Source organism: Siccirubricoccus soli (assembly GCF_024178315.1).
GTDB classification, from domain to species: Bacteria; Pseudomonadota; Alphaproteobacteria; order Acetobacterales; family Acetobacteraceae; genus Siccirubricoccus; species Siccirubricoccus soli.
The window spans coordinates 1-26,040 of the sequence record NZ_JAMZIK010000103.1 but is presented as its reverse complement, the minus strand read 5'-3'; the positions used below and the strand labels follow the sequence as shown (position 1 = coordinate 26,040).

Annotated in this window: 26 protein-coding genes; 10 read left to right on the top strand and 16 right to left on the bottom strand. The window is 73.0% G+C overall.

What is annotated here, in order from left to right:
• Positions 1-21 precede the first annotated feature (21 nt).
• Positions 22-678 (bottom strand): HAD family hydrolase, encoded by a 657-nt coding sequence (locus NJ376_RS16570; RefSeq protein WP_252954394.1) that lies wholly within the window; start codon positions 676-678, stop codon positions 22-24.
• Positions 675-1,751 carry a ferrochelatase gene (gene hemH / locus NJ376_RS16565; RefSeq protein ID WP_370288336.1) on the bottom strand — a complete coding sequence of 359 codons (1,077 nt, stop codon included), beginning with the start codon at positions 1,749-1,751 and terminating at the stop codon, positions 675-677. The genes NJ376_RS16570 and hemH overlap by 4 nt, the downstream gene beginning before the upstream one ends.
• 248 nt (positions 1,752-1,999) lie before the next feature.
• Here hemH and NJ376_RS16560 point away from each other — a divergent pair, with 248 nt between their 5' ends.
• The 3 genes from NJ376_RS16560 to NJ376_RS16550 are packed head-to-tail and all read left to right on the top strand — an operon-like array spanning position 2,000 to position 5,015.
• Positions 2,000-2,506 (top strand): winged helix-turn-helix transcriptional regulator, encoded by a 507-nt coding sequence (locus NJ376_RS16560; RefSeq protein ID WP_252954392.1) that lies wholly within the window; start codon positions 2,000-2,002, stop codon positions 2,504-2,506.
• Complete coding sequence (locus NJ376_RS16555; protein WP_252954391.1) at positions 2,496-3,863, top strand: MATE family efflux transporter; 1,368 nt, start codon at positions 2,496-2,498, stop codon at positions 3,861-3,863. The genes NJ376_RS16560 and NJ376_RS16555 overlap by 11 nt, the downstream gene beginning before the upstream one ends.
• A gap of 54 nt (positions 3,864-3,917) precedes the next feature.
• A complete protein-coding gene (locus NJ376_RS16550) occupies positions 3,918-5,015 on the top strand; it encodes a 2OG-Fe(II) oxygenase (RefSeq protein WP_252954390.1) in 1,098 nt (365 codons plus the stop codon).
• A gap of 187 nt (positions 5,016-5,202) precedes the next feature.
• Here the strand turns inward: NJ376_RS16550 and NJ376_RS16545 are convergent, their stop codons facing one another.
• The 9 genes from NJ376_RS16545 to NJ376_RS16510 form a co-directional block, all read right to left on the bottom strand.
• Positions 5,203-5,865: a DUF4198 domain-containing protein gene (locus tag NJ376_RS16545; RefSeq protein ID WP_252954389.1), complete on the bottom strand. Its 663-nt coding sequence runs from the start codon at positions 5,863-5,865 to the stop codon at positions 5,203-5,205.
• Positions 5,866-5,878: 13 nt separating this feature from the next.
• The gene (locus NJ376_RS16540) at positions 5,879-6,208 is read right to left on the bottom strand and encodes a DUF3325 domain-containing protein (protein WP_252954388.1); all 330 of its coding nucleotides are present in this window, start codon (positions 6,206-6,208) and stop codon (positions 5,879-5,881) included.
• Positions 6,208-7,749 carry a PepSY-associated TM helix domain-containing protein gene (locus tag NJ376_RS16535; RefSeq protein ID WP_252954387.1) on the bottom strand — a complete coding sequence of 514 codons (1,542 nt, stop codon included), beginning with the start codon at positions 7,747-7,749 and terminating at the stop codon, positions 6,208-6,210. The genes NJ376_RS16540 and NJ376_RS16535 overlap by 1 nt, the downstream gene beginning before the upstream one ends.
• Positions 7,746-8,045 (bottom strand): DUF3649 domain-containing protein, encoded by a 300-nt coding sequence (locus NJ376_RS16530; protein ID WP_252954386.1) that lies wholly within the window; start codon positions 8,043-8,045, stop codon positions 7,746-7,748. Before NJ376_RS16530 ends, NJ376_RS16535 begins: the two co-directional genes overlap by 4 nt.
• Positions 8,039-10,207, bottom strand: coding sequence for a TonB-dependent siderophore receptor (locus tag NJ376_RS16525; protein WP_252954385.1), 2,169 nt, complete (start codon positions 10,205-10,207; stop codon positions 8,039-8,041). The genes NJ376_RS16530 and NJ376_RS16525 overlap by 7 nt, the downstream gene beginning before the upstream one ends.
• Before the next feature lie 265 nt (positions 10,208-10,472).
• A complete protein-coding gene (locus NJ376_RS29365; protein ID WP_370288335.1) occupies positions 10,473-10,769 on the bottom strand; it encodes an OmpA family protein in 297 nt (98 codons plus the stop codon).
• 156 nt (positions 10,770-10,925) lie between these two features.
• Entirely contained in the window at positions 10,926-11,816 is an 891-nt protein-coding gene (locus tag NJ376_RS16520; RefSeq protein ID WP_252954384.1) for a prephenate/arogenate dehydrogenase family protein, read from the bottom strand.
• On the bottom strand, positions 11,806-12,903 hold the full coding sequence (gene hisC / locus NJ376_RS16515; protein ID WP_256476402.1) for a histidinol-phosphate transaminase: 1,098 nt from the start codon (positions 12,901-12,903) through the stop codon (positions 11,806-11,808). Before hisC ends, NJ376_RS16520 begins: the two co-directional genes overlap by 11 nt.
• 5 nt (positions 12,904-12,908) lie before the next feature.
• A complete protein-coding gene (locus tag NJ376_RS16510; protein ID WP_252954382.1) occupies positions 12,909-13,760 on the bottom strand; it encodes a chorismate mutase in 852 nt (283 codons plus the stop codon).
• A 267-nt stretch (positions 13,761-14,027) separates the two neighbouring features.
• Here NJ376_RS16510 and metX point away from each other — a divergent pair, with 267 nt between their 5' ends.
• Positions 14,028-15,182, top strand: a complete 1,155-nt coding sequence (gene metX, locus NJ376_RS16505; protein ID WP_252954381.1) for a homoserine O-acetyltransferase MetX — start codon at positions 14,028-14,030, stop codon at positions 15,180-15,182.
• A 71-nt stretch (positions 15,183-15,253) separates the two neighbouring features.
• Complete coding sequence (gene metW, locus NJ376_RS16500) at positions 15,254-15,853, top strand: methionine biosynthesis protein MetW (protein WP_252954425.1); 600 nt, start codon at positions 15,254-15,256, stop codon at positions 15,851-15,853.
• A gap of 313 nt (positions 15,854-16,166) precedes the next feature.
• Here metW and NJ376_RS16495 read toward each other — a convergent pair whose 3' ends face one another.
• From NJ376_RS16495 to NJ376_RS16485, 3 genes are all read right to left on the bottom strand, one after another.
• A complete protein-coding gene (locus NJ376_RS16495; RefSeq protein WP_252954380.1) occupies positions 16,167-17,540 on the bottom strand; it encodes a putative O-glycosylation ligase, exosortase A system-associated in 1,374 nt (457 codons plus the stop codon).
• A gap of 3 nt (positions 17,541-17,543) precedes the next feature.
• Positions 17,544-17,837, bottom strand: a complete 294-nt coding sequence (locus tag NJ376_RS16490; RefSeq protein ID WP_252954379.1) for a hypothetical protein — start codon at positions 17,835-17,837, stop codon at positions 17,544-17,546.
• A 79-nt stretch (positions 17,838-17,916) separates the two neighbouring features.
• Positions 17,917-19,023: a GNAT family N-acetyltransferase gene (locus NJ376_RS16485; RefSeq protein ID WP_252954378.1), complete on the bottom strand. Its 1,107-nt coding sequence runs from the start codon at positions 19,021-19,023 to the stop codon at positions 17,917-17,919.
• A gap of 109 nt (positions 19,024-19,132) precedes the next feature.
• Here NJ376_RS16485 and NJ376_RS16480 point away from each other — a divergent pair, with 109 nt between their 5' ends.
• A complete protein-coding gene (locus NJ376_RS16480; protein ID WP_252954377.1) occupies positions 19,133-20,044 on the top strand; it encodes a glycosyltransferase in 912 nt (303 codons plus the stop codon).
• A gap of 129 nt (positions 20,045-20,173) precedes the next feature.
• Positions 20,174-20,899, top strand: a complete 726-nt coding sequence (locus NJ376_RS16475; RefSeq protein ID WP_252954376.1) for a YdcF family protein — start codon at positions 20,174-20,176, stop codon at positions 20,897-20,899.
• Here NJ376_RS16475 and NJ376_RS16470 read toward each other — a convergent pair.
• Positions 20,875-22,158 (bottom strand): MFS transporter, encoded by a 1,284-nt coding sequence (locus tag NJ376_RS16470; protein ID WP_252954375.1) that lies wholly within the window; start codon positions 22,156-22,158, stop codon positions 20,875-20,877. The genes NJ376_RS16475 and NJ376_RS16470 overlap by 25 nt on opposite strands.
• A 91-nt stretch (positions 22,159-22,249) precedes the next feature.
• Positions 22,250-23,299 (bottom strand): A/G-specific adenine glycosylase, encoded by a 1,050-nt coding sequence (locus NJ376_RS16465; RefSeq protein WP_252954374.1) that lies wholly within the window; start codon positions 23,297-23,299, stop codon positions 22,250-22,252.
• A 273-nt stretch (positions 23,300-23,572) separates the two neighbouring features.
• Between NJ376_RS16465 and NJ376_RS16460 the strand changes: the two genes are divergently transcribed.
• The 3 genes from NJ376_RS16460 to NJ376_RS29005 all read left to right on the top strand — a co-directional run.
• Entirely contained in the window at positions 23,573-24,025 is a 453-nt protein-coding gene (locus NJ376_RS16460; RefSeq protein WP_252954373.1) for a DUF721 domain-containing protein, read from the top strand.
• Positions 24,026-24,066: 41 nt separating this feature from the next.
• A complete protein-coding gene (locus NJ376_RS16455) occupies positions 24,067-24,681 on the top strand; it encodes a thioredoxin domain-containing protein (RefSeq protein WP_252954372.1) in 615 nt (204 codons plus the stop codon).
• Positions 24,678-26,040, top strand: a 1,363-nt coding sequence (locus tag NJ376_RS29005; RefSeq protein WP_305879990.1) for an AAA family ATPase, incomplete at its 3' end; no start/stop codon positions are given. The genes NJ376_RS16455 and NJ376_RS29005, both read left to right, overlap by 4 nt.

Below are 26,040 nucleotides of genomic sequence, written 5' to 3'. Positions count from 1 at the left end.
AACCGCCGTCCCATGGCAGCATCACGGCTCAAGGCCAAGCAGGCCGGCCAGTTCCGCCATGTCGCGGAAGGGCTCGGCCCCGACCGCGGCCAGGACGCCGGCATCGGTCTCGCGCGCGAAGCCCAGCACGCGGCAGCCGGCGGCGATGCCGGCGCGGGCGCCGAGCAGACTGTCCTCCACCACCACGCACGCCTCGGGCGCGGCGCCGCAGGACGCGGCGGCGGCCAGGTAGATGTCGGGCGCCGGCTTGGGGCGGGGCACGTCCTCGAAACTGAAGACGCGCGGGCCGAACGCCTCGGCCAGCCCCAGCCGGATGAGCTTCACCCGCAGCTCCGCGGCGGTGGAGTTGGAGGCGACCGCCATAGGCAGGCCCGCTTCCGCCACCGCGGCGACAGCCGCCAGGGCGCCCGGGATCGGCTCCAGCGAGGATTCGACCGCCTGGCTGATCCGCTGCGCGATCCCAAGCGTCCAGCCCTCCGGCAGGGGGCCAACCCGCGCCTCGATCACCGGCAGCATGGCGGTGATGGACATGCCAAGGAACACCTCCTGGCATTCCGCCGGGGAGATGCGCCAGCCGCGCTCGGCCAGGGCCTCAGCCACCACGCGGCTGGAAAGCCCCTCGCTATCCGCCAGCACGCCGTCGCAATCGAACAGCACGGCGGCCGGAGGACGCCTCACGCCGCCACCTGCCGGGCCGGCTGGGCAGTCCTGGCATGCGGGCAGTCAGTGCAGGGCTTCGGGCATTGCCGCCCGCCGGCGAAGCTGGCGAGCGCCCGGCCGCTGCCCATCGCGCCCAGCACCAGGTCGCGCAGCGCGGCAATGAAGCCGGGATCGTCATTCTGCGTCGGCGCCCGGAAATAGCCGGGGATGTGCAGCTTCTCCGCCAGTTCCCGGTACTCCACATCCAGCTCCACCAGGGTCTCGGAATGCTCCGAGACGAAGGCGATGGGGCAGACCAGCACCGCCACCTTGTCCCGCGCGGCCTGTTCCAGCGCCTGCTCCGTGCTCGGCCCGATCCATTTCTGCGGCGTGACGCGGGACTGGTAGCAGATGCCGTGGTCCAGCCCGGGGATGCCGAGCTGCTCCACCACTGCCGCGACGCTCCGCTCCACCTGCCATTGATAGGGGTCGCCCGCCTTCACGATGCTCTCCGGCAGGCCATGGGCGGAGAAGAGGACCCGCAGCGTCACCCCCGCCGGCAGCTTCGCCCTGGCTTCCTCATAGGTGCGGCGGAGCGGGGCCGCGGTGGCCGCCACGAAGCCGGGGTGGGAGTGGTAGCAGCAGAGCGTGGTGGTCGGGACATCCAGCCCCGCCTGCCGCGCGGCCTGCTGCCAGTCCAGCACGCTGCTGCCGGTGGTGGTGGTGGAGTATTGCGGGTAGAGCGGCAGCAGCAGCACCTGGTCCGGGCGCCAGGCCGCCACCTCCCGCGCCGCCGCCTCGGCGAAGGGGTGCCAGTAGCGCATGGCGATGAAGCAGCGATACGCCGCTTCCTGCCCTTCCAGGGCCGCCTCCAGCGCCCTCGCCTGGCGTTCCGTGATGTCCAGCAGCGGGGAGCGGCCGCCGAGGATGGCGTAGTTCTCGGTGGCGGCGCGGGTGCGGCGCCGGGCGATGAAGCGGCCGAGCCAGGGGCGGAGGAAGCCCGGCACGCGGAGGATGGCCGGGTCGGTGAAGAGGTTCTCGAGGAAGGGTTGGATCGCCTCCGGCGAGTCCGGCCCCCCGAGATTGAACAGCACCACCGCGACCCGCTGCATCCGCATGCTCCCGACACTGGCCCCGGAGATGTGTCGGCCCGGGCGCGGCGCAAGCGCGGTGTAGCACCCTGGGGCGGCATTGAGAGGGGCGCTGCCCCTCTCGGACCCTCCCCGCCAAGGGCCGAAAGGCGCTTGGAACCCTTAGGTCGGCAGGTTCGAACGGGAGGGCAGCGCGACAACGGCCAGCGATAGCTTGCATGGTGCAAGCAAAAATGCTTGCGTGATGCAAGCTGAAGAGGAGGAGACGCATGAGCCGCATCGACTTCTCCCGCATGCGCTGCCCCGTCGCCCGCTCCATGGCCGTGCTGGGGGAGCGCTGGGCCATGCTGGTGCTGCGGGAGGCCTTCTACGGCACCACCCGCTTCGACGAATTCGAGCGCAACCTCGGCATCGCCCCGAACATCCTCTCCGCCCGGCTGCGCCAGCTCACGGAGCATGGGCTGCTGGAGAAGACCCCCCTTTGTGCCTCGAGGGGCCCCGGCGCCCGGCACGAATACCGGCTGACCGAGAAGGGCCGCGACTTCTTCCCCGCCTATCTCGCCCTGAAGGCCTGGGCCGACCGCTGGATGACCGGGCCGGAGGGCCCGCCCGTGATGCTGGAGGAAGCGGCGACCGGCCGCCCCGTCGTCGCGCCCCCCGTGCTCTCCGCCGCCGGTACCCCGCTGCGGCCGGAGGATATCCGCGTGCTGCCCGGCCCCGGCGCCGGCCGCGCCACCCGCGCCCGTTTCGGAGAGACCCCGCAAGATGGCCGATAGCCTCGCCGCCCCAAGGCTCGCCCCGCAGGCCCAGGCGCATCCCCATACCCCCTGGGGCGGGCTGATGCGGCGGGTGCTGGCGCTGGCCGCGCCCACCACCCTGGTCGCCGTGCTGCAATCCCTCTGCCAGCTGGTGGAGCCGGTGCTGGCGGCGCGCCAGGGCACGGCCGCGCTGGCCGGCTGGGCGGTGGTGCTGCCCTTCGCCCTGCTGCTGCAGCAGATGTCGGCCGGCGCCATGGGGGGCGGGGTGGTCTCCGCCATCGCCCGCGCGCTCGGCGCCGGGAAGCGGGAGGACGCCTCGGCGCTGGTGCTGCATGCCGTGGTCATCGCGCTGGGCTTCGCCCTGGTGTTTGCCGTGGCGCTGGCCGGGTTTCCGCGCACCATCCTTGGCTGGATCGGCGGGTCGGAAGCGGCGGCCGCGGCGGCCGGCTACTGCGCCTGGCTGTTCGGCGCCGGCGCCGTACCGGCCTGGCTGGCCAATACCCTGGCCTCCGTGCTGCGCGGCGGGGGGCGGCATGCCCTCGCCTCCCGCGTCCTCATCCTCGGCTGGCTGGGCTACCCGCCGCTCGCCTGGGCGCTGATGGAGCCGGCGGGGATGGGCCTGCCCGGCGCCGGCCTCGCCTTCGCCGTGGCGATGGCGCTCGCGGCCCTCGGCATGGCGGCGGTGGTGCTGCGGGGCGGGGCGGGCTTCGTGCCGACCCTGCGGGTGAAGCTGCAGGCCGCTCTCTTCAAGCGCATCCTGGCGGTCGGGCTGGTGGCCTGCATCATGTCGGCCATCGCCAACCTCACCACCATCCTGGTCACCGCCGCCATTGCCCGGCACGGGGCGGCGGCGGTCGCTGCCTATGGCGTCTCGGCGCGGCTGGAATTCCTCATGGTGCCGCTCGCCTTTGGGGTCGGCTCGGCGCTGACGGCGCTGGTGGGGCGGGCCGTGGGGGCGGGCAACTGGCCGGAGGCGCGGCGCATCGCCTGGGCGGGCGGGCTGCTCGCCCTCGGCGTCACCGCCTCGGTCGGGCTCTTCGTCTCCCTCCTCCCCGGCCCCACCGCCCGCTTCTTCGCCAGCGACCCGGCGGTGGCCGCCATCGCCGCTACGGCGATCGCGCTGATCGGCCCGGCCCTGCCCGGCTTCGGCGTCGGCATGGCGCTCTACTTCGCCTCCATGGGGGCGGGGCGGATGCGCTGGCCGGCGGTGGCCGCCTGCTCCCGCATCGTCATCGCGGTGGGGGGCGGCTGGGTGCTCTCGGAGGGGCTGGGCTGGGGGTTGGAGGGACAGTTCATCGCCGTCGCCTTCGGCATCTCGGCCTATGGGCTGATCACCGCCGCCTCGGTTCGCAGCACCGTATGGTCAGCGCGCTGAAACGAGTAAGAATCGGGCGCTAAAGGAAACCGCGATGATGTCGCAGGTTTCCCCATGCCGCCCATTCCCCCGCGCCTGACCCCGGGCGACCCGGCGCCCTGGTTCTTCGCCCCCGCCGCCGGCAATCCGCGCTACAATTTCGCCAGCGCCGCCGGGCGCTACGTGCTGGTGGTCTTCCCCGGCCCGGCCGGCACCCCGGCCGCCGCCGCCGCCCTGCCGGCGATCCTGGCGGCGCAGGCAGAGGGGCTGCTGGACGACCGGCGCGCCACCGCCTTCCTCCTCAGCGTCGATCCGGCGGACCAGGCGACGGACCGGCTGCCCGGCCTGCGCGTGCTGCAGGATCGGGAGATGGCGGTCAGCCGCCGCTATGGCGTGGCCCGGCCGGTCCCCGGCTCCGGCGCCCTGCGCTACGGCCCGGCCGCCATGCTGCTGGACCCGCTGCTGCGCGTCATCGCCACCGCGCCGCTGGAGCAGGTGCCGGCGCTGCTGGAGATGCTGCGGCGCCTGCCGCCGCCGGAACTGCACGCCGGGCAGGAAGTCCCCGCCCCCGTGCTGCTGCTGCCCCGGGTGCTCGAGCCCGAATTCTGCGCCGAGCTCATCGCCGTCTACGACGCCGAGGGCGGCGAGCAGAGCGGCTTCATGGTGGAGCGGGAGGGCCGGACGGTCGGCGTGCACGACCCCGCCACCAAGCGCCGGCGGGACTGCCAGATCCAGGATCCGGCGCTGCAGGCGGGGCTCCGGGAGCGGCTGGTGCGCCGCCTGGCGCCGGAGATGCGCAAGGCCTTCCAGTTCAACCCGACGCGCATCGAGCGCTACATCGTCGCCTGCTATGACGGCGCCGAGGGCGGGCATTTCCGTGCCCATCGGGACAACACCACCCCGGGCACGGCGCACCGGCGCTTCGCGGTGACGATCAACCTGAACGACGCGTTCGAGGGCGGGGAGCTGTGGTTCCCGGAATTCGGGCCGCGCCGCTACCGGCCGCCGCTGGGCGGGGCCTGCGTCTTCTCCTGCTCCCTGCTGCATGAGGCGCGGCCGGTAACGCGCGGCCTTCGCTACGCGACGCTGCCCTTCCTGTATGACGAGGCGGCGGCGAAGCTGCGCGAGGAAGGCCAGAAGACGCTGGTGGCAGCGCCGCCCTCGGCGGCCTGACCGCCTTCCCCGCCGTGGAGGGCGGGAGACCAGGCGGGCAGCGGAGATGGCCGGCATGAGGGGGCTTTGCCCCCTCGAACTCCCCCACCAAGGGCCGAAAGGCCCTTGGAACCCTTGGGTTTGCCGAAGACCTTTTTGGCCCGAGAGGGTATGGCCCCGCTCGGCGCCGTTGGCGCGTCGCTGGCCGTTACCGCTCCGTCCAGGGAATGCCGCCCTCGGCGATGAAGGAGAGGGTGGAGACATAGCGCAGCCGGGCATAGGCGCCCTCGCCACTGCCGCCCGGCGTCGCCTCGGTGTGGATCGCCTCGGCCACGTAGCGGCCGGCCCAGGGCGTCTCGAAGCGGACGCGCCCTTGCGCATCGGTGCGCAGCTTGCGCTCCCAGCGCGGCGGGGCGACCAGCGTCACCTCCGCCCGCGGCAAAGGCTGGCCGCGCAGCAGCAGGGTGAACTCATTGCCGCCGGCGGCGACGGGGACCAGTTCCAGATCCAGGGCGTGACGGGTCTCGCTGCGGCCCTCCCGCGCCAGCATGACGGTCCTGGTCTTCTCCTCCCTCCCGAAGGGCGGCAGGCCGTCCTCCACCAGCCGGACATCGCCGGTGCCGGCCGGCAGCGCGGCGCTGAAATGGTCGGCGGCGCGGGTCAGCGGCAGGGTGGCGGCGAGGTCGGCGGCGAAGAGGCGCGGGCCCGGGATGCGATCCAGCAGCCCGCCCGTCTTCTCCCGCTGATTCTCCACCGGCTCGCCGAAATAGGCGCGGGCGGTCTGGCCGTCGCGCTCCAGCCAGAGCTGATGCGCCATGGCGGGGGCGGAGGCCGCCAGCAGCAGGGCGGCAAGGGGCATCCATCGGGTCATCGCGTTCCCTTCCTCAATCCAGTCCGAACCAGGCGGTGAAGCCCACCGCGGGCAGCAGGGGCGCCAGCAGCAGCGCGGCGCGCGGCGCGAAGGCCAGCAGCGCCACCAGCCCGAAGGCGGCCAGGGTCAACACGCCGCACCAGGCCACCGGCCCGATGGACCAGCCCCAGAGGGCGAAGCAGGGCAGGATGGACAGGCCAAGCGACGCCGCCCCGCCCAGGCGGCAGGCCAGGCGCCGCACCCGCGGCGGGGCGCCGCCCAGCAGCTCCCGATGATGCCGGTCCATGGCCAGGGACAGCAGCAGGAAGCCGGCATAGGCCAGGCCGAGGGCCAGCGCCGCCATCACGCGCCCTCCGCCCGCATCCGGCCGAGCGGCACCGCGGCGCGCTGCGGCGCCCGCCACAGCTTCAGCGCCGCCAGGGCGAAGGCGAGGCCGAAGCCGGCGAGGCCGAGATCCATCCCGGCCAGCAGCCAGTCGCCTGCCGGCAGGGTGACACCCAGATGATGATGCGTCGTCAGCAGGTTCAGCACCGGCAGGAGGAGGCCGAGCAGGGCGGCCACCCCCGCCTGCTCCGCCCAGCCGCGCCGCCCCGGCCGCAGCGCCGCATGCAGGTAGGCGAGCAGCCAGAGGGCGAAGAAGACGCGGATCTCCCACTCCGCCCGCAGCGGCAGGGCGGCGGGCAGCAGCCGGTTGGCCCAGAAGAAGCCGAGCATGGCGAGCGGCAGGCCGAAAACGGTGCCCATGTTCAGCGCCTCCACCAGCCGCAGGCCGAAGCCGCGCCGCGCCGCGCCCTTCGGCGCCCGCTTCGCCGCCCAGAGGACGAGGCCGGTGCCGACCATGGCGGTGCCGGCGAGGCCGGAGAGCAGGAAGAGGCCGCGCAGCACCGGCCCTTCGAAGCGGCCGAAATGCAGGCGCAGCGCGGTGCCCGCGGTCAGCACCGCCGGGGCGTCGCGGCCGGTGGCGTCGCGCAGCTCCCCGCTGCTGCCGGCGAAGACCAGCTCCCGCCGCCGGATCGCCAGCTCCGGCCCGTCGCCGCGGCTGAGGATGATGGTGGCGTTGGCATCGCCCGGCCATTGCACGGAGATGCGCCGCACCCCCGCTTCCGGCCAGCGCTCCAGCGCCGTCGCCAGCAGTGGCGCCATGTCCGTGAGCGGCGCCGGCTGCCCGGCGGGCCGGGGCGGCGCGGTGAAGGCCAGCGCCTCGGCCAGGAAGGCCTGCTGATTGCCCTTGTAGGCGAGCTGCACGCCCCAGGGCATGTACATCGTCATCAGGGTGATGAGACCGGTATAGGTGATCACCAGGTGGTAGGGCAGCGCCAGCACGGCGAGCGCGTTGTGCGCGTCCAGCCAGGACCGTCCGGCCGCTTTGCCGGGGCGGAAGGTGAAGAAATCGGCGAAGATGCGCCGATGGGTGATGACGCCGCTGAGGATGGCGACGAGCATCGCCATGGCGCAGGCGCCGACGATCCAGCGGCCCCAGATGGGCGGCAGGTGCAGCTCGAAATGGAAGCGGTAGAAGAACTCGCCGCCCTTGCTCTCGCCCCGCTCCGCCACCCGGCCGGTCGCGGGGTCCAGGATGGCGTCGCGGAAGCGGCGCTCCTGCTTCGGCCGCCAGTAGAGGCGGATCAGCGGGTCGGCCGCGGTCGGCACGCCGATCAACCAGGAGACGGCATCGGGCGCGATCCGCTGCAGCTCCCGCACCGCCAGCGTCGTGGCCTCCGGCGCGCTGCCCTCGAAGCGGAGGTCAGGGCGCATCCAGGCGGAGATCTCGCCGCGATAGTAGCTGGCCGTGCCGGTGAGGAAGACGGCGAAGAGGATCCAGCCCGGGATCAGCCCCGCCCAGGTGTGCAGCCAGGCCATGCATTGCCGGAAGCCCTGCTTCATGCCGGCCGCCCCACCCAGCTTGCCGCCGCCAGCAGCAGGGCCGGCAGCAGCAGGCCGGCCCAGGCGCGCCAGGCGCTGCGCGCGGCGAAGGCCCAGAGCACCGCGCCGGCATAGGCGGCGAAGCTCAGCATCATGCCGGTGATCACCGCTTCCGACCGCGCGAAAGGCAAGAGCAGGGCGCAGGCGATGGCAACCAGCGCGCCAAGCGCATAGCCGCCTACCACCGCGGCGAGGATGCGGGAGAGCACGCCCGGCCAGCGCCAGCCGCGCATGATCCGCCAGGCACGCCTTACCATCGGTAGCTCAGCGTGGCGTAGACGGCGCGGCCGGCGCCGTAGCTGCAGGAGGTATAGGCGTAGCAGGCATTGACGAAGGTCTCGTCGCTCAGGTTGGAGGCGTTGACCGCCAGCCGCCATTGCCGCCAGTCCACCCGCGCCACCGCGTCGAACAGGGTGAAGCTCGGCACGTGGAATTGCGGGGAGCTGGCGCTGGGGGCGCCATTGCCGAGGGTATTGCCGTAGTAGCGGACGCCGCCGCCGAGGGTGATGCGCAGCTCCTCCGACACCTCATAGGTGTAGTCGGCCCAGAGCGCGCCGGTATGCGCCGGCACCGCGGCCGGGCGCATGCCGAGATTGCCGGTGGTGGTCCGCGTCACCTCCGGGTCCTGCGCCGTCCAGGCGGCGATGAGGTTGAGCGCGGGCGTCAGGGCGAGCCGCGCCTCCAGCTCCAGCCCCCGCACCCGGATCTCGCCGGTCTGGACCTGGAAAATGGGGTTGGCGGGGTCGGCGGTCAGCGCATTCTGCTGGGTGAGCTGGAACAGGGTGGCGGAGTAGAGGCTGGACCGGCCGGGGGGCTGGTATTTGATGCCCGCCTCGAACTGCTCGCCGGTGACGGGCGCGAAGGCGCCGCCGCCGCGAGCGGGCGCGAAGGTGCCGATGGCGGGCATGAAGGAGGTGGCGTAGGCGAAGTAGGGGGAGAGGCCGAAATCGAAGGCGTAGAGCAGTGCCGCCCGGCCGGTGAAATGCGCGTCGCGCTGGGTGGTCTCGCGGTTGGTGCGGTTGTTGAGGTTGCTGGTGTCGGCGAAGTCCTGCCGCCCGGTCAGGGTCAGGTGCCAGCGATCGAGCTGGACCTGGTCCTGCAGATAGAGGCCGACCTGCTGCAGCGTCTGGTTGGTGGAGGCGGTGAGCGGCAGCACCCCCGGCCGGAAGCCGTAGCTGGGGGTGAAGACGTCCAGCGGGCCGGCGGCCGCGCTGTAGGTGCGCGCATTCAGGCTCTGCACCCGGTAGTCGAGGCCAGCCAGGAGGGTGTGCTGCAGCGGGCCGGTGGCCACATGGCCTTCCACCGTGTTGTCGATGGCGAAGCTGCGATAGGTCGGGTTCTGGAAGGAGGCGACGCGGGCGAGGGTGCGCTGCTGGTTGGCCGGGCTGAAGCCGCTGCCGTAGATGGAGGTGTAGTCCATCTCGTGATAGGTGTAGCGAAGGTTGGAGCGCAGGGTCCAATCCGCGTTCAGCCGATGCTCGATGCGCGCGCCGAGACCGAACTGCGTGCGGTGGAAGCGGTCCCACCCCGGCTCCCCGGTGGCCCGGCCGCGCGGGACGGTGCCGTTCGGGTTGGGCAGCGCCGTGCCGAAGGCGGGCAGCCACTGGCCGGTGATGCCGGTATCGTCGCGCATGTAGCTGGCGAGCAGCGTGATGCTGGTGTCGTTGGTCGGCTGCCAGGCCAGGGACGGCGCCAGGTAGATGCGGTTGTCGCGGCCGCCTTCCACATAGGTGTCGGAGCGGCGGACCAGGCCGTTCAGCCGCCAGAGCAGCGTGTTGTCTTCGGTGACGGCACCGCCCAGGTCGAACATGCCCTGGATGCGGTCGAAGCTGCCGCCCTGGATGGCGACCTCGTTCGTCTGGCCGAGATAGGGCGCCTTGCTGATGGCGTTGATGATGCCGCCGAGATTGCCCTGGCCGTAGAGGGCGGAATTGGCGCCGCGCAGCAGCTCCACCCGCTCCATGCCCCAGGGCTCGATGCGGAAGCTGTGGGCGGTGACCGGCACCGGGACGCGCAGCCCGTCCAGATAGATGTCGGGGGTGAAGCCGCGGACCGTGCCGTATTCGCCGCGGAAATCGGAAAGCAGCCCCTGGCCGCTGGCGGTGTAGCTCAGCGCCTCGCCGAGGTTGCGGGAGTTCTGCAAATCCATCTGCTCCCGGGTGACGACCGTGACGTTCTGCGGCGTCAGAATCAGCGGGGTATCGGTCTTGGTGCCGCTGGCGCTGCGTTCCGCCGAGATGCCCTGGACCGGGCCGGTGGCGGTTTCCCGGGCGCCATGGATGCGAAGCTCCGGCAGCCGGACGGCGCCTTCCGGTTCCGGCTGGGCGGTCTGCGCCCGGGCGGCGGGGGCGGCCAGGACGAAGGCGATGGCGAGCAGGGGGGCCAGCCTGATCCGTCCAGGCGCTGGGGCAATCTGCATCTAGGTGTCTTCCGGCAAGCATGTGCGGCGCAACCCGGACAGGCCCGCCGCGCCGTCAATTGCAATTGATTCTCAGTTTCATCAAGCCTTTTGTTGCGAACAGATTCGCAATGCCTATGCGCAGGGATCGCACGACGCCGCGGCCGCACTCCAGCCGCGGCACACAGAAGCCGCCGCGCGATGAGGACGGAGAGGCGGGGCGGCCTGGCAATGGCGGCAGCGGATACAAGCGGTCAGATCGGCGCTGCGGCCGCAACCCGGCGCTTCAGCGCAGGACGATCTCGACCCTGCGGTTCTGCGGCTCCGCCGTCCCTGGCGGCACAGGCACCAAGGGACGGGCAGCGCCCATGTGCCGCACCACGAGCCTGTCGTGGCTGACGCCAAAGTTACGGAGGGCGTTCGCCGACGCCTCCGCTCGGGCCCAGGCGAGTTGCCGCAAGCCAAGCCGGGCCTCGGCGCCATCGACATGGCCGGTCACCTCCACCGGGGTGAGCCTGCCAAGCCAGGGCCCGAACCATAGTGCGGATTGCCTACCGGATCGCCTTTCTCGAAGCGGCGCCATTGCCGCGCGGCGGCGTACCGGTCTCGCAGCGGGTTCGCCTTGAGCTGGCGCAACCCGACTGGAAGAAGCAGTCATAGGACCGCGCCAAGGAAAGCGGCCGGGCCGGGCGAAGCCAGAGGCCAGCCACCGCCAGCCCCGGCAGCGCCGCCCGCCGCCTCACGCCTGCTTCCGCTCGATCAGCCCGCGCCGAATGCGCCGGCCGCGCCGGATCCGGTCCTCGATGAACTCCGCCTGGCCCCAGCGCACGGCGCGGGCCAGCGCATGGCTGTCCTCGGTGAAGCGCGCCAGCATCTCCAGCAGCGCATCGCGGTTGTTGAGGAAGATGTCGCGCCACATGTCCACGTCGCTGGCCGCGATGCGGGTGAAGTCGCGGAAGCCGGAGGCGGCGAATTTCAGCACCGCCTCCCGCGTTTCCTCCGCCAGGTCGTCCGCCGTGCCGCAGATGGTGAAGGCGATCAGGTGCGGGAGGTGGGAGACGATGGCGACGACCTTGTCATGCGTCTCGGCATCCATCCGCTCCACCATGGAGCCGCAGCGGCGCCAGAGCTCCGCCACCTTCTCCGCCGCAGCGCGGTCGCTGCCCGACAGGGGCGTGAGGATGCAGTAGCGTCCCTCGAACAGCGTGGCGAAGCCGGCATCCGGGCCGCTATGCTCGGTCCCCGCCATCGGGTGCGCCGGGATCAGGTGGATCCCCGGCGGCAGCAGCGGCGAGAGGTCGCGGATGACGCTGCCCTTGGTGGAGCCGACATCGCTCAGCACGCAGCCGGGCGCCAGATGCGGCGCGATGGTCCGCATCACCCCGGCATAGGCACCGACCGGGACGCAGAGGATGACGCCGTCGCAGCCCTCGACGGCCTTGGCTGCGTCCGGCTCCACCACATCGGCGAAGCCCAGCTCCCGCACCCGGGCCAGCGTCGCCTCCCGCCGCGTATGGGCGACGATGGTGCGGGCGATCCCGCCCTTCTCCTTCGCCGCCCGCGCGATGGAGCTGCCGATCAGCCCGACGCCGATCAGGCAGAGCCGATCGAAAATGGGCTCAGGCGGCATCGGCGCTCTGCATGAAGGCGGCGAGGGTATCCGCCACCATGGTGCATTCTTCCGCCGTGCCCACGGTGATGCGCAGGCATTGCGGCAGGCTGTAGGCGCCCATGGCGCGGACGATGAGGCCGCGCGCCTTCAGCGCCGCATCCGCCGCCTTGGCGCGGGCGGCGGTGGCGAAATCCGCCAGGATGAAATTGCCCTCGCTGGGATGCACCGTGATGCCGGCAGCGGTCAGCGCGCTGCTCAGCTTCGCCCGCCATTCGGCATTGTGGGCGACGCTCTTCTCCACCCAGCCGGGCTCGGCCAGGGCGGCGATGCCAGCGGCCATGGCCGGGGCATTCACGTTGAAGGGGCCGCGCACGCGGTTCAGCACGTCCACCACATGCGCCGGGGCGTAGCACCAGCCGAGGCGGACGCCGCCCAGGCCGAAGACCTTGCTGAAGGTCCGCGTCATCACCGTGTTGGTGCCGGCCTCCACCAGCGCCGTGCCGGGGTCGTAATCCGGCCGGGTGACGTATTCGGCGTAGGCCGAGTCCAGCACCAGCAGCACGTCCTCCCGCAACCCGGCGCGCAGCCGCGCCACCTCGGCCGCCGGCAGAAGGGAGCCGGTGGGGTTGTTCGGGTTGGCGAGGAACATCAGCCTGGTCCGCGGCCCGACGGCGGCCAGCATGGCGTCCACATCGGCCGTCAGGTTCTTCTCCGGCACCTTGATGACCTGGCAGCCGGCATAGCGGCCGGCGATGTCGTACATGACGAAGCCATGCGCGCTCATCACCAGCTCCGTCCCCTCCCCGCCAAAGGCGAGGATGAGATGGGCGATGATCTCGTCCGAGCCGTTGCCGCAGACGATCTTCGCCGGGTCCAGCTTGAAGCGGGCGCCGAGCGCGGCGCGCAGCGGCGCGGCGCTGCCATCCGGGTAGCGGTGCAGCTCCCCGGCCAGCTCGGCATAGGCTGCCTTGGCGGCGGGGGGCACGCCGAAGGCGCCCTCGTTGGAGGACAGCTTGACGATGCGGTTGACGCCCGGAAGCTTGGACTCGCCGCCGACATAGGGCTCGATGGAGAGGATGGTGGGGCGCGGCAGCAGGCTCGGCATCGGGGTCACTCTCCTCTCTCGGGCGCGGCATAGGCGCCGAGGATCTGGGCGCGGGCCACGGGCAGGGCGGCAAGGCGCGGGTCGTCCTCCGCCAGCATCCCCTCCACCTCCGCCAGCGCGAGCACCACGCCGCCGACGCGGTGCAGCAGCAGCAGCCGGGGCGGCAGGCCGGCGGCGGCCAGGGCGGCGGACAGCGCCGCCCGGCCGCGGTCATCGGCGATCTCGAGGCGCAGCAGGGTGCGATCGGCGCCGGAGGGGTCGGCCCGCCCCTGGGTGACGGCCAGCGCCTCCGGGACGCCCTCCGCCTTCGGGGCGTAGAAGGGCAGCCTCGCCACCACCTGCAGCCGCGGCACCTCCAGCCGCGTCCACCAGGCGAGATCGGGCGCCTCGCCCTCCTCCGGCAGGGGCAGCACGGCGAGTTGCGCCTCGCCCTCCGTCACCGCGGACAGGGCGCGGGTCGCGGTCTCCACGCTGCGCAACGGCGCCGGACTGCCGAAATGCTCCCGCGCCAGGCGCAGCAGCTCGCCCCCCGTGGCGGGCACGGCGATGGTGAAGCCGCCCTGCATGGCGGAGGAGCCGGCCAGGATCTCCCGCCAAAGCCGCACCAGGGCAAGGCGCGGCAGCGGGCCGTGGTGGCGGGCGAGCAGGCGGCGGAGGATCATCGCCTCCCGCCCCGGCCGCAGCGGGCTGGCCTGGCGCCCGGCCTTGATGCCGCTGGCAGCCAGCCGCGCCACCACCTCGGCACGGCGCATGACGAGGTCGTGCAGGGCGCTGTCGAGCGCGTCGATCTCGGCGCGGAGCTCAGCGAGGAGGTTTTCGGGGCCTGGCGCCGCGGCGGAGTCTGGGGGCGGGGTCATCTCGATCCAGCTTTCGGGGCAGCTTTAGCCGGGGGGGCGGGCGCCGCCAAGGCAGGGCTGCGGTCGAAGCCGCTGTTGAAGACTGGGCCGGCGCACCCTATTCCTGCTGCTGTCCCGGGGCCGGACCCTTTCAACCTCGGGACAGCATCCTTTGTTTCCAATGGCCTGCCGGGCCCTGGCCGCGCCCGGAGCGTCGGCAGGTCCGCCGGTCCGCAGGCCAGCGGACCTGCATCCGCCCGCCTGCACATGGCCCATGAACGGAACGGCATGACCACCCACGTCGCCCCCTTCCCCCAGGTGGACCACCAGCGTGCTCTCTTCGCCGAGGGCATGCGGCTGGAATGCGGCGTGACCATTGCCCCGGTCGCGGTGGCCTACCGCACCTATGGCCGGCTGAACGCCGCTCGCAGCAACGCCATCCTCATCTGCCACGCCCTCACCGGCGACCAGTATGTGGCGGAGCGCCACCCGCTGACCGGCCGTGCCGGCTGGTGGGAGAGCATCGTCGGCCCTGGCAAGCCGCTCGACACCGACCGCTACTTCCTGATCTGCGCCAATGTCCTCGGCGGCTGCATGGGCTCGACCGGCCCGCGGGAGGAGATGACGGACCCCGCCGGCCGCCCGCTCGGCCGGCCCTGGGGCACGGATTTCCCCAATGTGACGATCCGGGACATGGTCGGCGCCCAGAAGATGCTGGTGGACCATCTCGGCATCCCCCGGCTGCTCGCCGTGGTCGGCGGCTCCATGGGGGGAATGCAGGTGCTGGAATGGGCGGCGACCTACCCGGATGCCGTCTTCGCCGCTGCGCCCATCGCGACCGCCGCCTATCACAGCGCCCAGAACATCGCCTTCCACGAGGTTGGCCGCGCCGCCATCCATGCCGACCCGGACTGGAAGGGCGGCCGCTACTGGGAGGATGGGCGGGTCCCCGCCCAGGGCCTCTCCGTCGCCCGGATGGTGGCGCATATCACCTACCTCTCCGAACAGGCGCTGACGCGGAAATTCGGCCGCCGGCTGCGCGGCGCCGCGGCGCTCACCTTCCTCGAGGACGTGTTCGAGGTGGAGAGCTATCTCCGCCACCAGGGCAGCACCTTCGTCCGCCGCTTCGATGCGAACAGCTACCTGACCATCACCCGGGCAATGGACTATTTCGACCTGGCGGCGGAGCATGAGGGCGACCTGGCCGCCGCCTTCCGCGGCACCGCGACGCGCTTCTTCGTGGCGAGCTTTTCCAGCGACTGGCTGTTCCCCACCAGCGAGAGCCGCGCCATCGTCCGGGCGCTGAACGCCGCGGCGGCGAATGTCAGCTTCGTCGAGATCGCCTCCGACAAGGGGCATGACGCCTTCCTGCTGGAGGAGCCGGAATTCCATCGGGCGCTGGGCGGGTTCCTCGCCGGCGCGGCGGACAGGGTGGGAGCATAGCCATGCCCGACTCGCCGGCGGATGTCCGCCCCCCGCTGCGGAGCAGCGAAATCAGATACGTCGCCAAGAACATGCGGCTCGACCTCCGCTTGATCGCGGAGATGATCCCGCGCGGTGCCCGCGTGCTGGATATCGGCTGCGGCGACGGCGCGCTGCTCGCCCATCTCACCGCCGAGAAGGGGGCGGATGCGCGGGGGATCGAGATCGACATGGCGGCCGCCACCCAGGCGGTCGCCGCCGGCCTCGCCGTCATCCAGGGTGATGCGGACCACGACCTCGCCTTCTACCCCGATGGCGCCTTCGACTACGTCGTGCTCTCCCGCACCCTGCAGGCGGTGGAGAAGCCGCGGGAGGTGCTGCGGCAGATGCTGCGCATCGGCCGGCACGCCATCGTCAGCTTCCCCAATTTCGGCCACTGGATCGTACGCTGGCAGTTGCTGGCGACCGGGCGGATGCCGATGACCAGCACCTGGCACCGCCCCTGGCACGAGACGCCGAACATTCACCCCTGCACCATCCGGGACTTCTTCGAGCTCTGCGCCCTGGACGGCTATGTGGTGGAGGAATGGCTGGCGGTGGATGAGCACGGGCTGAAGGCGCCGTGGCGCCGCTCCCCCCGTCTCGCCAATCTCTTCGGGGAGCAGGCGCTGTTCCAGCTCCGCCGCCGCTGAGCCGGCGGCCTGCCGGACGGCCTCCGGCCTGATGGACCACGGTGTGATCCAACAGGTCGAAGATAAGCTGCTCCACCTGATCGGATATTGCTCTGGTGTCCTGCCCGCGAAGTTCGTGGAATTTCGCACGAACGCAGCGGATCGGCAGGCCGCTGCAGATAATGGCGGGTGGCCTGAAAACGAAATCCGCAGGACTTCGCAATCAGGCCACTAGAGCGTTTTCGGTTCGCACGCGTTCACCGAAAGCGCTCTACGCCTTTGTTTGCAGGGCAGATTCACGCCTTCGGGCGATGCTGCCCTACGGCGATCCACTCTAGCGCGCCGCCGCCTTCGCCTGGGCATTCCGCAGGCTGCGCGGCACCCGGCCGGTTGCGGCCAGCGCATCCGCTCGCTGTGTCACGCGGAAATCGGCGGAGGCGCGCTGCCAGTGGTGCTGCAGGCAGGCGCCAAGCGCATAGAGGTACCAGAACATCGGCTGGAAGGCGATGCCGACGAAGGCGCCGCTGGACAGCAGCACCAGCAGGGCAAGCTGCAGCGCCGTCGCCAGGTCCCGGCACCAAAGGAAGTCTTCCCGCCCCCTGGCCTGCTGTCGCACCCGCTCCATGTTCAGCAGGGTCAGCAGGTTCAGCGCCAGGAACAGCGCCAGGCCGGGCCAGCCATGCTCGCCCAGCATCTCGAAGTAGCTGCTGTGGAAGGCGCGGCCATGCTGCACATAGCCCTCCGGCCGCTCCGGCGTCGGCGGGACGGCGATCTCATTCACGACATAGCTGCTGAAGCCGCCGCCCAGCGGATGATCGGCGACGAAGCCCAATGTCCATTGCCAGACCAGGATGCGGGTGTAGGCGGAGGATTCCGACTTGTAGTCGTCGATCGTCTCCATCCGCTCCAGCCAGGCGGAGGAGGTGGCGAAAGCGAGGAACAGCGCCCCCGCCACGCAGATGCCGCCGACCAGCAGCTTCCGCCGGCTGCGCAGCCAGAAGGCGATACCGAGCACGGCGAGGCCGATCAGCGCGCTGCGCTGGTAGGTGCCGACCGAGGCGATGAGGGCGAGGCCGGCGAGGCCGAGATAGCCGAGCGGCGCCAGCTTCCAGCGCGGCGCCAGCAGGTTGTGGCGGGCGAGGAAGACCAGCAGCGGCACGCACATCTGCGTCGCGGCGGCGAAATTCCCGCCCTCGCCGAAGCCGGTATTGCCGCCGATGAGGCCGAGCTCCTTGCCGTAGCCGCCGCCGCTGATCAGCGTCTTCACCCCGACCAGCAGGAAATGCCCGGCGAAGGAGAAGCAGATCACCTGCACCAGCGCCTCGATCTGGATGCGGGAGCGGAAGACGAAGACCATGAAGGCGGCGAAGACGATCGTCTTGAAGGCCCAGTCCCATTTCGTCCAGGCCATCTCGGGGGCGATGGCGAGCACCGCGGTGGTGAAGGTCACCCAGACCGCCATGGCGAGGAGGAGGGCCAGCACCGGCGTCATCCGCGGCGGGTAGCGCAGGTCCCGCAGCACGAACCAGAGGATGGCGAGCGCCCCCAGGATGAGCGAGACCGGGATGGCGGGCAGGATGGCGTAGGCGACGGATTGCGGACGGAAGATGCTCGCCCAGACATAGCCGAGGCTGAGCACGAAGGGCGCCGCCATGCCGAGCCCGAGAAAGCCGAGGAAGACCCCGATGAGGAACAGGCTGCGCAGCATGGTTCAGAGCCCTTCCGGCGGCCGCGCCCGGGCGCGCCAGCCGCCGCCCCCAGGGGTGCGGGGAGGGGTGGGCGGCTCCGGCGCGCGGCGGGCCTCGGCCCCGGCAGGCCGCGGGGCGGCGGTGCGCGCAGCACGGCGCGGCGCGGCCGGCGGCGGAGTCGCCTCCACCTCCTCCGCCTCCGCCAGGGGCCGCTGCGGCGGCTGGAACCAGGGCAGCATGGCGTCGAGCTGCACGGCGCGGAAGGCGACGTAGAGGCAGGCCAGGCAGGTCACCAGGATCCCGAAATTGTCGATCATGCCACGCCGCGCCCCCCGCCTCGCCGGCACGCCGCACCGGCCCTTGCAACCCGCCGGCACGCCGCGCCGGCGGTGCCCATTACGCCCCGCATCGCCTTACCAACCTCTCCACGCCGCGGCCGAGGCGGCTCCGCCGCGCCCGGGCGAGCAGGCCGCGGGGCGACCAGGGCGGCACCAGCTCCGCCCAGACCAGCCGCACCTCGGCATTCGCCAGGCTCCGCTTGTAGCGCGCCTCGCCGGCCAGGAAATCGTAACATTCTGCGGCCTCGGCCAGGGCCGCCTCGATGGCCAGGTGATGGCAGATCAGGCCAGGCCGGTCCCGCGCCGCCTCGCCGCCCAGCGCGAAGCCGCTCTGATAGGCATGGATCCGACCACCGCGGCGCAAATTGTAGAGCAGGCCGAGCACCCGCTCCCCCGCGCTGATGCGCAGCAGCTCCACCTCGCCGCGTGGCAGGCCCCCGGCCACCAGCGCCTGGTGGAAGCGGCGGGCGAAGGGCGTGGCGAAGGCGCCCGGCCGGCCCCGCGCCCGCCAGCTCTCGCCATGCAGCGCCATGAGCTGGTCGAGGAAGGCGGCGGCCTCGGCCGGCGTCCCGGCGCGTTCCAGCCGCAGCTTGCCATGGCGCTCCACCCGCCGCATCGCACGACGAAGCTGCTGACGGGCATTGGCGCTGAGCGCGCCCAGATGCCCCTGCCCGGCCGCCCGCAGCGCCGCCAAATCCACCCAGGGCGCCGGCCGTGCCTGCCAGCGCCAGGGAGTGCCGCCCGCCGCCGCCGCCAGCCCCGGCGCGACGCCCGAAAGCACCAGCCGCCGCACCCCCGGCACAAGCCAGCCCTGCCGCAGCAGCGCCGCGGCCAGCTCCGGCCCCGCCTCCGCCGCCAGCAGCGGCGCGTTGTGCTCGATGAAGGGCGCGTCCAGCGCCACCTCCCCCGCCTCCGCCAGGCAGAGCCGCCCGGCGTCGCGGTTGCAGAGGGCGAGGCCGAGCAGCCGCCCATCGCGCTCCGCCCGCAGCAGCACCGGGTCCGTATAGCGCTCCGCCGCCAGGCAGCCCACCCAGGACCAGGACTGGAAGGGGGTGTAGGGCGCCGCCCGCGCCTCCAGCCCCCGCCATTCGGCGCCGAGCGCGGCGAAATCCCGGACCGGCGCGGCGCTCAGCCGCGGTGCCGGCCCGGCTTCATCATCAGGCAAGGCAATGGGTCCAGACTCCGCCCGGCCATTCCCCGGCCGGCATGGCGAAAGGGGGGCTGCGCCCGGCACGGCGCGAGGCTATTAACGGGGCAACCAGGGGCTTATTCGCATGGCCGGTCCTATCGTGTCGATTGCGGTCTTCGCCTACAACGAGGAGGCTGGCATCGCCGCCTGCCTGGACGCGATCGGCGCGTGCGCCGCGGAGGCCCGGCTGCGCATCTATGTCCTCATCAATGGCTGCCGCGACCGGACGGAGGAGGTGGTCCGCGCCTACAGGCCGGCAGGTTTCGAACTGGTGCCGGTGGTGATCCAGCGCGGCGACAAGGCCAATGCCTGGAACCACTACACCCATGAAGTGGCACCGGAAGACGCCGCGATCCATGTCTTCACCGATGCCGATGTGATGATCGCCCCGGGCAGCATCGCCGGCTTCCTCGCCGCCTTCGCCGCGGCGCCGGAGGCGGATGCCTGCGCCGGCCTGCCCGTCTCCGGCCGCACCCGGGCGGCGTTCCGCGCCAATCTGGTGCGGGAGAAATTCGTCGCCGGCAACCTCTACGCCCTGCGCGACCGCTGCGTCATGGCCTTCCGCCGCCGCGGCCTCCGCCTGCCCTTCGGCATGTTCGGGGAGGATGGGCTGGTCGGCACCCTCATCAAATGGAATCTGGACACCAGGGGGGAGCGGGACGACCGCCGCATCATCGCCTGCGAGGCGGCGGGCTTCAGCTACCCCTCCCTCTCCCCCTTCCGCCCGGGCGATTGGCGGATCTACCACAACCGGATGATGCGCTATGCGGTGCGGCGGCAGCAGGCCAACATGCTCTACCCCCTGCTGTGGGAGGAAGGCGCGGCGGCGATGCCGGCGCATGTGCTGGACCTCTACCGGGCGCGGCACCGGCACATGCGGCTGCGCTGGAACGGCCTGAACACCTGGTTCGACTGGCGCGCCTGCCGCCGCATCCGCCGCGATATTCTGGCGGATGACAGCGTGCGGCAGGCGGAGCGGGCACATCTCTACAGCTAGAGCGGGATCGGTGGAGCTTCGCTTACCGTCCCGCTCCAGCTCATTGTTTGGTCGCGTGATTCGCGGTCTCGGTCGATTCGGCCTCAACCGGCCACGCTCCAGCGGCGCGGCGTCGGGCAGGGACGAGGCATGCAGGGGACCCTGACCTCGCTGCTGCTGCCGCCACTGCTCCTCGTGCTGGTGGCATTGCTGGGCGGGCTGGGGCGCCGGCGGGGGCTGGTCGCGCTGGCGGCGCTGCTGCTGCTGTTCCTCGCCACGCCGCTCTGCGCCGGGCTGCTCTACGCCTCGCTGGAGCGGGAGGTGCGGGTGGGCGAGCCCTACCCGGCCGCCGGCGCGCCGCCCGGCGCCGTCATCGTGCTCTCCGGCGAGGCGGCGCGGACGCGGGAAGGGGCGGAGGTGGGGCCGCTGACGCTGGAGCGGCTGCGCGCCGGCGCGGCGCTGGCACGGCGCACCGGCCTGCCGCTGCTGGTCACCGGCGGCGCGCTGGGGCGGGGGGAGCCGCCGATCGCCGGCGTGATGGCGGCGGCGCTGCGGGAGGAATTCGGCGTGCCGGTGCGCTGGGTGGAGGATCGCGCCCGCGACACAAGGGAGAATGCGGCGTTCAGCGCGAGGCTTCTGCGGGCCGAGGGAATCGGCACCGCCTGGCTGGTGACGCATGCCTGGCACATGCCCCGCTCGCAGCAGGCCTTCGCCCGGGCGGGGATGGTGACGCTGGCGGCGCCGGTGCGAATGGACCGGGTACCGGATGGCCGCCTCCGGGACTGGGTGCCGCGGCCGGATCGCTGGGCCCAGAGCTGGTATGCGCTCAGGGAATGGGCCGGGCGGCTGGTCTATGCGCTGCGGGATGGCGGCTGAATCACGGCCTGCGGCCGCCTGCCGCCGAGCAGCACCCCGGCGGCCAGCAGCTGCGCCAGGGCGGCCGCCAGGAACAGGGCGGGCGCCCCGGCGGGGCCGCCCCAGGGGGCGCCGGCCTCCCGCAGCAGGCCGAAGGCGGCGGGGGCGAAGGCATAGGCGGCCTGGCTGCAGGCGGTGATCAGGGCGACGACCCGCCCGGCCTCGGCCGGGGCGAAATCCTGCTGCGCCATCAGCGGCAGCAGGGAGGTGGCATTGCCGAGGCCAAGGCCGAACAGCACCACGCCGGCCAGCAGCAACGGCACGCTGACCCCGCCCGCCGCCAGCAGGACCAGGGAGCCGCAGCATTGCAGCAGGTAGTTGGCCGCCGCCGCCCGGCGCCGGTCCGCCCCGGGCGGCAGCAGCCAGCCCAGCGCGGTACGGCCGAGGATCGCGCAGGCCGTGGCCAGCCCCGCCGCCACCCCGGCGAGCTCCGCCCCGAGCGTCGGGACCAGCAGCGAGAAGAGATGCGCGATCAGCCCGATCTGGGCGAAGAGGCCGAGCGAGGTGGCGCCGGCCAGGGTGAGGAAGCGGCCATCCCGCCATAGCGACCCGCCCGGCGGCGGGGCGGCCGGGCGCGGCGCCGCGGTGCCGGGCAGTGCGCCATCCGGCGCCTGGCCCATCGCCTCCGGGCTGCGGCCGAGGATTGGCCCGGCGAGGCACCACAGCACCAGCACCATGGCGCCGCCGACCAGCGTCATCGCTCCGGCGAAGCCGAAGCGGCCGATCAGCAGCACCCAGAGTGGCGAGAGCAGCACCCCGCCGATGCTGGCGCCGTTATAGGCGGTGCTGAGCGCCGCCGGCCGCCGCCGGTCGAACCAGGGGGAGACCATGGCGTTGATCGCCGCCCCGCCGGTCCCGGCCCAGCCGAAGCCGCTCAGCAGCGTGGCGGCGAAGAGCTGCCAGGGCTGCGCCGCCAGCGCCCAGCCGAGACAGCCCAGGGCGGTAGCCAGCGCCGCCGCCCGGGTGACGGCGACCAGGCCGAAGCGGCGGTAGAGCCCGGCCAGATTGGCGACGATCGCGGCGCCGACCAGGAAGTGGCAGGTGATGGCGGCGGAGACCAGCCCGACCGGCCAGCCCCGTTCGGCCTGCAGGGTGTGCAGGAAAATGGGCGGGCCGTAGAAGCTCACGCCCCAGCCGAACATCGCCACGACGAAGGCGGCCGAGACGACGCGCCAACCGAAGAAGCCGGGCGTGGCGGAGAGGACGGCGGGGGCAGGCATGGCAGCTCCGGGGCGGTGACCGGGCCGGCATAGAGGGGCGGCGGCGCCGGATGCTGCGGGCGGTGGCGAAGCCTGCCCCGCCCCGGTGCCGCTACCCTTCTCCCAGGCGGAGCACCCGCCGCATCACCGTGGGCAGGGCAGCGTCCAGGCCCGCCAGCGGCCGCAGCTCCTCCCCTTCCCCGGCCGCAAGCTCGGGCACCGCGGCGGCGAACAGCCGCATCTCCAGCTCGAAATGGGTGAAGCCGTGCCGTGCCACGCCGGGCAGGGACCGCCACTCGAGGGCCGGGCGCGGGGCGAATTCCAGCGCCTCCGCCGCCTCCCAGGGCGCGTCCCGCCAGGGGGTGCCGGGCAGTTCCAGCATCCCGCCCAGCAGGCCGCGCGGCGGGCGGCGGCGCAGCAGCACCCGCCCGGCCGCGTCGCGCAGTAGGAAATGCACGCCCTGGCGTAGCGGCCGCGCGCGCTTGGCGGCCTTGCGCGGCAGCTCCGCCTGGATGCCCCGAAGCTGTGCCGCGCAGCCGCCGCGCCAGGGGCAGAGGGCGCAGGCCGGGGCGCGCGGCGTGCAGATGGTGGCGCCCAGGTCGAACAGCGCCTGGGCGAAATCCCCCGGCCGCGCCCGCGCCGCCGCATCCGTCATGAACCCCGCGGCCAGCGCCGCCAGGCGTGGCCTGGCGGCCGGCAGCGGCGTCTCCTCGGCGGCGAGGCGCGCCACCACCCGCTCCACATTGCCGTCCACCGGCACCACCGCCTCGCCGAAGGCGATGGCAGCGATGGCGGCGGCGGTATAGGGCCCGATGCCGGGCAGCGCCCGCAGCCCCGCCGTACTCCGCGGGAAGCCGCCGGCCGCCGCCACCGCCTTGGCGCAGGCATGGAGGTTGCGGGCCCGGGCGTAGTAGCCGAGACCCGCCCATTCCTCCATCACCGCCGCCTCGGGCGCCGCGGCCAGCGCCGCCACATCCGGGAAGCGCGCCAGGAAGCGGGCGAAGCGCGGCCCCACCGCCGCCACCGTGGTCTGCTGCAGCATCACCTCGGAGAGCCAGACCTGGTACGGATCGGGCGCCCCCTCCGTGGCGCGGAAGGGCAGCACCCGCCGATGGCGGTCATACCAGTCGAGCAGCGGCGCGGCGGGGGGTAGGATGGCCATATGGCCAAAGATAGCCCAGATCCGCGCCAAGGCACCCTGCAAGGGAGCAACCCTTCGAGGCGGCCCACACCGCAGGGCGGCGCCCGGCGCCGCAGCGCCCCGCCCCCGGCCGGCGAGGCCGCCTCCCGGGCCACGCCACCGGAGGGCCACCCGCCCCCCCCCGCCGGCCACGCCGCCCCCAGGGCCACGCCATCGGAGAGCCGCTCATCCTCCCCGACCGGCCACGCCGCCGCTCCGGCCGGCGCCAGGGCCACGCCGTCGCCGGCCGGGCCAATGGGCGGCGCCCGCAGCCCCTATGGCCCCCGCCCGCTCGGCGCCCTGCTGCCGGCCCTGACCCGCTCGGCCTTCAAGCGCCGCAGCCCGGCCGGGGCCATGCTGCTGGCGGACTGGGTGAATGTGGTCGGCCCGGCCCTCGCCGCCGTCACCCGGCCGCAACGCCTGGCCCAGGGCACCCTCACCCTCGGCTGCACGGGACCGGTGGCGATGGAGCTGAGCCACCTCGCCCCCCAGCTCATCCAGCGGATCAACGGCCATCTCGGCCGGGTGGCAGTGGAAAGGCTGCGCTTCGTCCAGCTCCCCGGCCTCGCCCCGAAGGCCGCGCCGCCACGGCCGGAACCCGCCCCCCTGCCGCCCGCCACCCATGCCGCGCTGGAGGCCCTGCCGTCCGGGGAGCTGCGGGAAGCGCTGGCAAAGCTGGCGGCAGGAGTCTATCGGAACCGGCGATGATCCCCCGGCCCGCCCGGGGGTGCCCGCCTCCCGGAGGTCCCATGTCGCCGACCCGCCGCGCTATCCTCGCCGCCCCCGCCCTGCTGCTGCCGGGTCTCGCCCTGGCGCAGGCGCCCGATCCGCGGCTGGCGGAGCGCGGCGTCGGCCCGGCCGACGCGCCGGTGCGGGTGCAGGAATTCTTCTCCCTCACCTGCTCCCATTGCGCCGCCTTCCATCGGGAGGTCTTCCCGAAGGTGAAGGCGGAGCTGGTGGACAAGGGCGCCATCCGCCTGATCTGGCGGGACTTCCCGCTGGACCGGCTGGCACTGACCGCCGCCCAGGTCGCCCGCTCCCTGCCGGAGGGCCAGTACGAGGCCTTCATCGGCACCCTGCTCAACAACCAGGACCGCTGGGCCTTCAGCCGCGACCCGATGGCCGGCCTCGCCCAGATGGCCGGGCTGGCCGGCATGCCGCGGCCGAAATTCGACGAGGTGGTGGCGGATGACAGCCTCGCCCGCGCCATCCTGGAGCAGCGCTCCGTCGCCGAGCGGGAATACGAGATCCGCGCCACCCCGACCTTCTCCTTCCGCGCCGGCGACCGCGCCCCGCGCAACCAGTCCGGCAGCATCCCCTTCGAGCGCTTCCAGGCCCTGGTCGAGGAGGCGAAGAAGGCTTGAGCGAGGCGGAGGCCGCGCCCCCGGAGGATGCTGCGCCCGAGGAGCGGAAGGCGCCGCGGGCCACGCTCGCGCGCCTGCGCATCGCCGGGTTCAAGAGCTTCGCCGAGGCGACGAATGTCGAGGTCCTGCCGGGGCTGACCGGCATCGTCGGGCCGAATGGCTGCGGCAAGTCCAATGTCGTCGAGGCGCTGCGCTGGGCGATGGGCGAGACCTCCGCCCGCTCCATGCGCGGCGGCGAGATGGAGGACGTGATCTTCGCCGGCACCGCGACCCGCCCGGGCCGCAACCTGGCGGAGGTGACGCTTTACCTTGAGGACGCCGCCGGCCTCGCCCCGCCGCCGCATGCCGAGGCGCCGGAGCTCGAGATCAGCCGCAAGATCGCCCGCGGCGAGGGTTCCGCCTTCCGGGTGAACGGGCGGGAGGTCCGGGCGCGGGACGTCCAGACCATGTTCGCCGATATCGGCTCCGGCGCCCGCGCCTCGGCCATGGTCAGCCAGGGCCGCGTCGCCGCCATGATCGGCGCCAAGCCGGAGGAGCGCCGGCAGGTGCTGGAGGAGGCGGCCGGCATCAGCGGCCTCCGCGCCCGGCGGCATGAGGCCGAGCTCAAGCTCCGCCAGGCCGAAACCAACCTGACGCGCTCGGAGGATCTGCTCGGGCAGCTCGAGGCGCAGCGCCAGGGGCTGCAGCGCCAGGCGCGGCAGGCCAACCGCTACCGCAACCTCTCCGGCTTGGTGCGGGGGGCGGAGGCGGAGTGGCTGGCGCTGCTGAACGCCAAGGCGACGGCCGCGCTGGCCCATGCGACCGCAGGGCTGGAGGCGGCCCGCGCCGCCACCCAGGCGGCCGAGGCCGAGGCGGAGGCCGCTGCCCGCCGCAGCTTCGCCGCCGAGGCCGCGCTGCCCGAGCCGCGCGCCGCCGAAGCCAGGACCCGCACCGCGCTGGAACGCCGCCGGGTGGAGAATGAGGGGCTGGAAGCCGCCGAGCAGCGCGCCATCGCCGCGCTGGAAGCAGCCGAGGCCCGTCTCGCCCAGGCCGAGCGGGACCTGGAGGATGCCGCCGAGGCGGCCAGCGATGCCGAGGCTGCCGCCACTCGCCTAGCGCGGGAAGCGCGCGGGCTGGAAGCGGCGGAGGCCAGCCTCCCCATCCGGATGGCCGAGGCGGAAGCGAAGCTGGCGGAGGCCAGCGATGCTGCCCGGGAGGCCGAGCGCGCCGCCAATGCCGCCACCGAGGACGCTGCCGAGCAGGCCGCCCGGGCCAATGCCGCCAGCGCGGCCCTGGCCGCCGCGCGCGACCGCGCCGCGAAGCTGGTGGAGCAGCGCCGCCGGCTGGACGCCGCGCTGGCCGAGGCCGAGGCCGCGCTGG

Coding starts and splice junctions, on each gene's coding strand:
- hemH (WP_370288336.1), bottom strand. CDS start 1,751: ATGCAGCGGGTCGCGGTGGTGCTGTTCAATCTCGGGGGGCCGGACTCG.
- NJ376_RS16560 (WP_252954392.1), top strand. CDS start 2,000: ATGAGCCGCATCGACTTCTCCCGCATGCGCTGCCCCGTCGCCCGCTCC.
- NJ376_RS16555 (WP_252954391.1), top strand. CDS start 2,496: ATGGCCGATAGCCTCGCCGCCCCAAGGCTCGCCCCGCAGGCCCAGGCG.
- NJ376_RS16550 (WP_252954390.1), top strand. CDS start 3,918: ATGCCGCCCATTCCCCCGCGCCTGACCCCGGGCGACCCGGCGCCCTGG.
- NJ376_RS16545 (WP_252954389.1), bottom strand. CDS start 5,865: ATGACCCGATGGATGCCCCTTGCCGCCCTGCTGCTGGCGGCCTCCGCC.
- NJ376_RS16540 (WP_252954388.1), bottom strand. CDS start 6,208: ATGGCGGCGCTGGCCCTCGGCCTGGCCTATGCCGGCTTCCTGCTGCTG.
- NJ376_RS16535 (WP_252954387.1), bottom strand. CDS start 7,749: ATGAAGCAGGGCTTCCGGCAATGCATGGCCTGGCTGCACACCTGGGCG.
- NJ376_RS16530 (WP_252954386.1), bottom strand. CDS start 8,045: ATGGTAAGGCGTGCCTGGCGGATCATGCGCGGCTGGCGCTGGCCGGGC.
- NJ376_RS16525 (WP_252954385.1), bottom strand. CDS start 10,207: ATGCAGATTGCCCCAGCGCCTGGACGGATCAGGCTGGCCCCCCTGCTC.
- NJ376_RS29365 (WP_370288335.1), bottom strand. CDS start 10,769: ATGGCGCCGCTTCGAGAAAGGCGATCCGGTAGGCAATCCGCACTATGG.
- NJ376_RS16520 (WP_252954384.1), bottom strand. CDS start 11,816: ATGCCGCCTGAGCCCATTTTCGATCGGCTCTGCCTGATCGGCGTCGGG.
- hisC (WP_256476402.1), bottom strand. CDS start 12,903: ATGCCGAGCCTGCTGCCGCGCCCCACCATCCTCTCCATCGAGCCCTAT.
- NJ376_RS16510 (WP_252954382.1), bottom strand. CDS start 13,760: ATGACCCCGCCCCCAGACTCCGCCGCGGCGCCAGGCCCCGAAAACCTC.
- metX (WP_252954381.1), top strand. CDS start 14,028: ATGACCACCCACGTCGCCCCCTTCCCCCAGGTGGACCACCAGCGTGCT.
- metW (WP_252954425.1), top strand. CDS start 15,254: ATGCGGCTCGACCTCCGCTTGATCGCGGAGATGATCCCGCGCGGTGCC.
- NJ376_RS16495 (WP_252954380.1), bottom strand. CDS start 17,540: ATGCTGCGCAGCCTGTTCCTCATCGGGGTCTTCCTCGGCTTTCTCGGG.
- NJ376_RS16490 (WP_252954379.1), bottom strand. CDS start 17,837: ATGATCGACAATTTCGGGATCCTGGTGACCTGCCTGGCCTGCCTCTAC.
- NJ376_RS16480 (WP_252954377.1), top strand. CDS start 19,133: ATGGCCGGTCCTATCGTGTCGATTGCGGTCTTCGCCTACAACGAGGAG.
- NJ376_RS16475 (WP_252954376.1), top strand. CDS start 20,174: ATGCAGGGGACCCTGACCTCGCTGCTGCTGCCGCCACTGCTCCTCGTG.
- NJ376_RS16470 (WP_252954375.1), bottom strand. CDS start 22,158: ATGCCTGCCCCCGCCGTCCTCTCCGCCACGCCCGGCTTCTTCGGTTGG.
- NJ376_RS16465 (WP_252954374.1), bottom strand. CDS start 23,299: ATGGCCATCCTACCCCCCGCCGCGCCGCTGCTCGACTGGTATGACCGC.
- NJ376_RS16460 (WP_252954373.1), top strand. CDS start 23,573: ATGGGCGGCGCCCGCAGCCCCTATGGCCCCCGCCCGCTCGGCGCCCTG.
- NJ376_RS16455 (WP_252954372.1), top strand. CDS start 24,067: ATGTCGCCGACCCGCCGCGCTATCCTCGCCGCCCCCGCCCTGCTGCTG.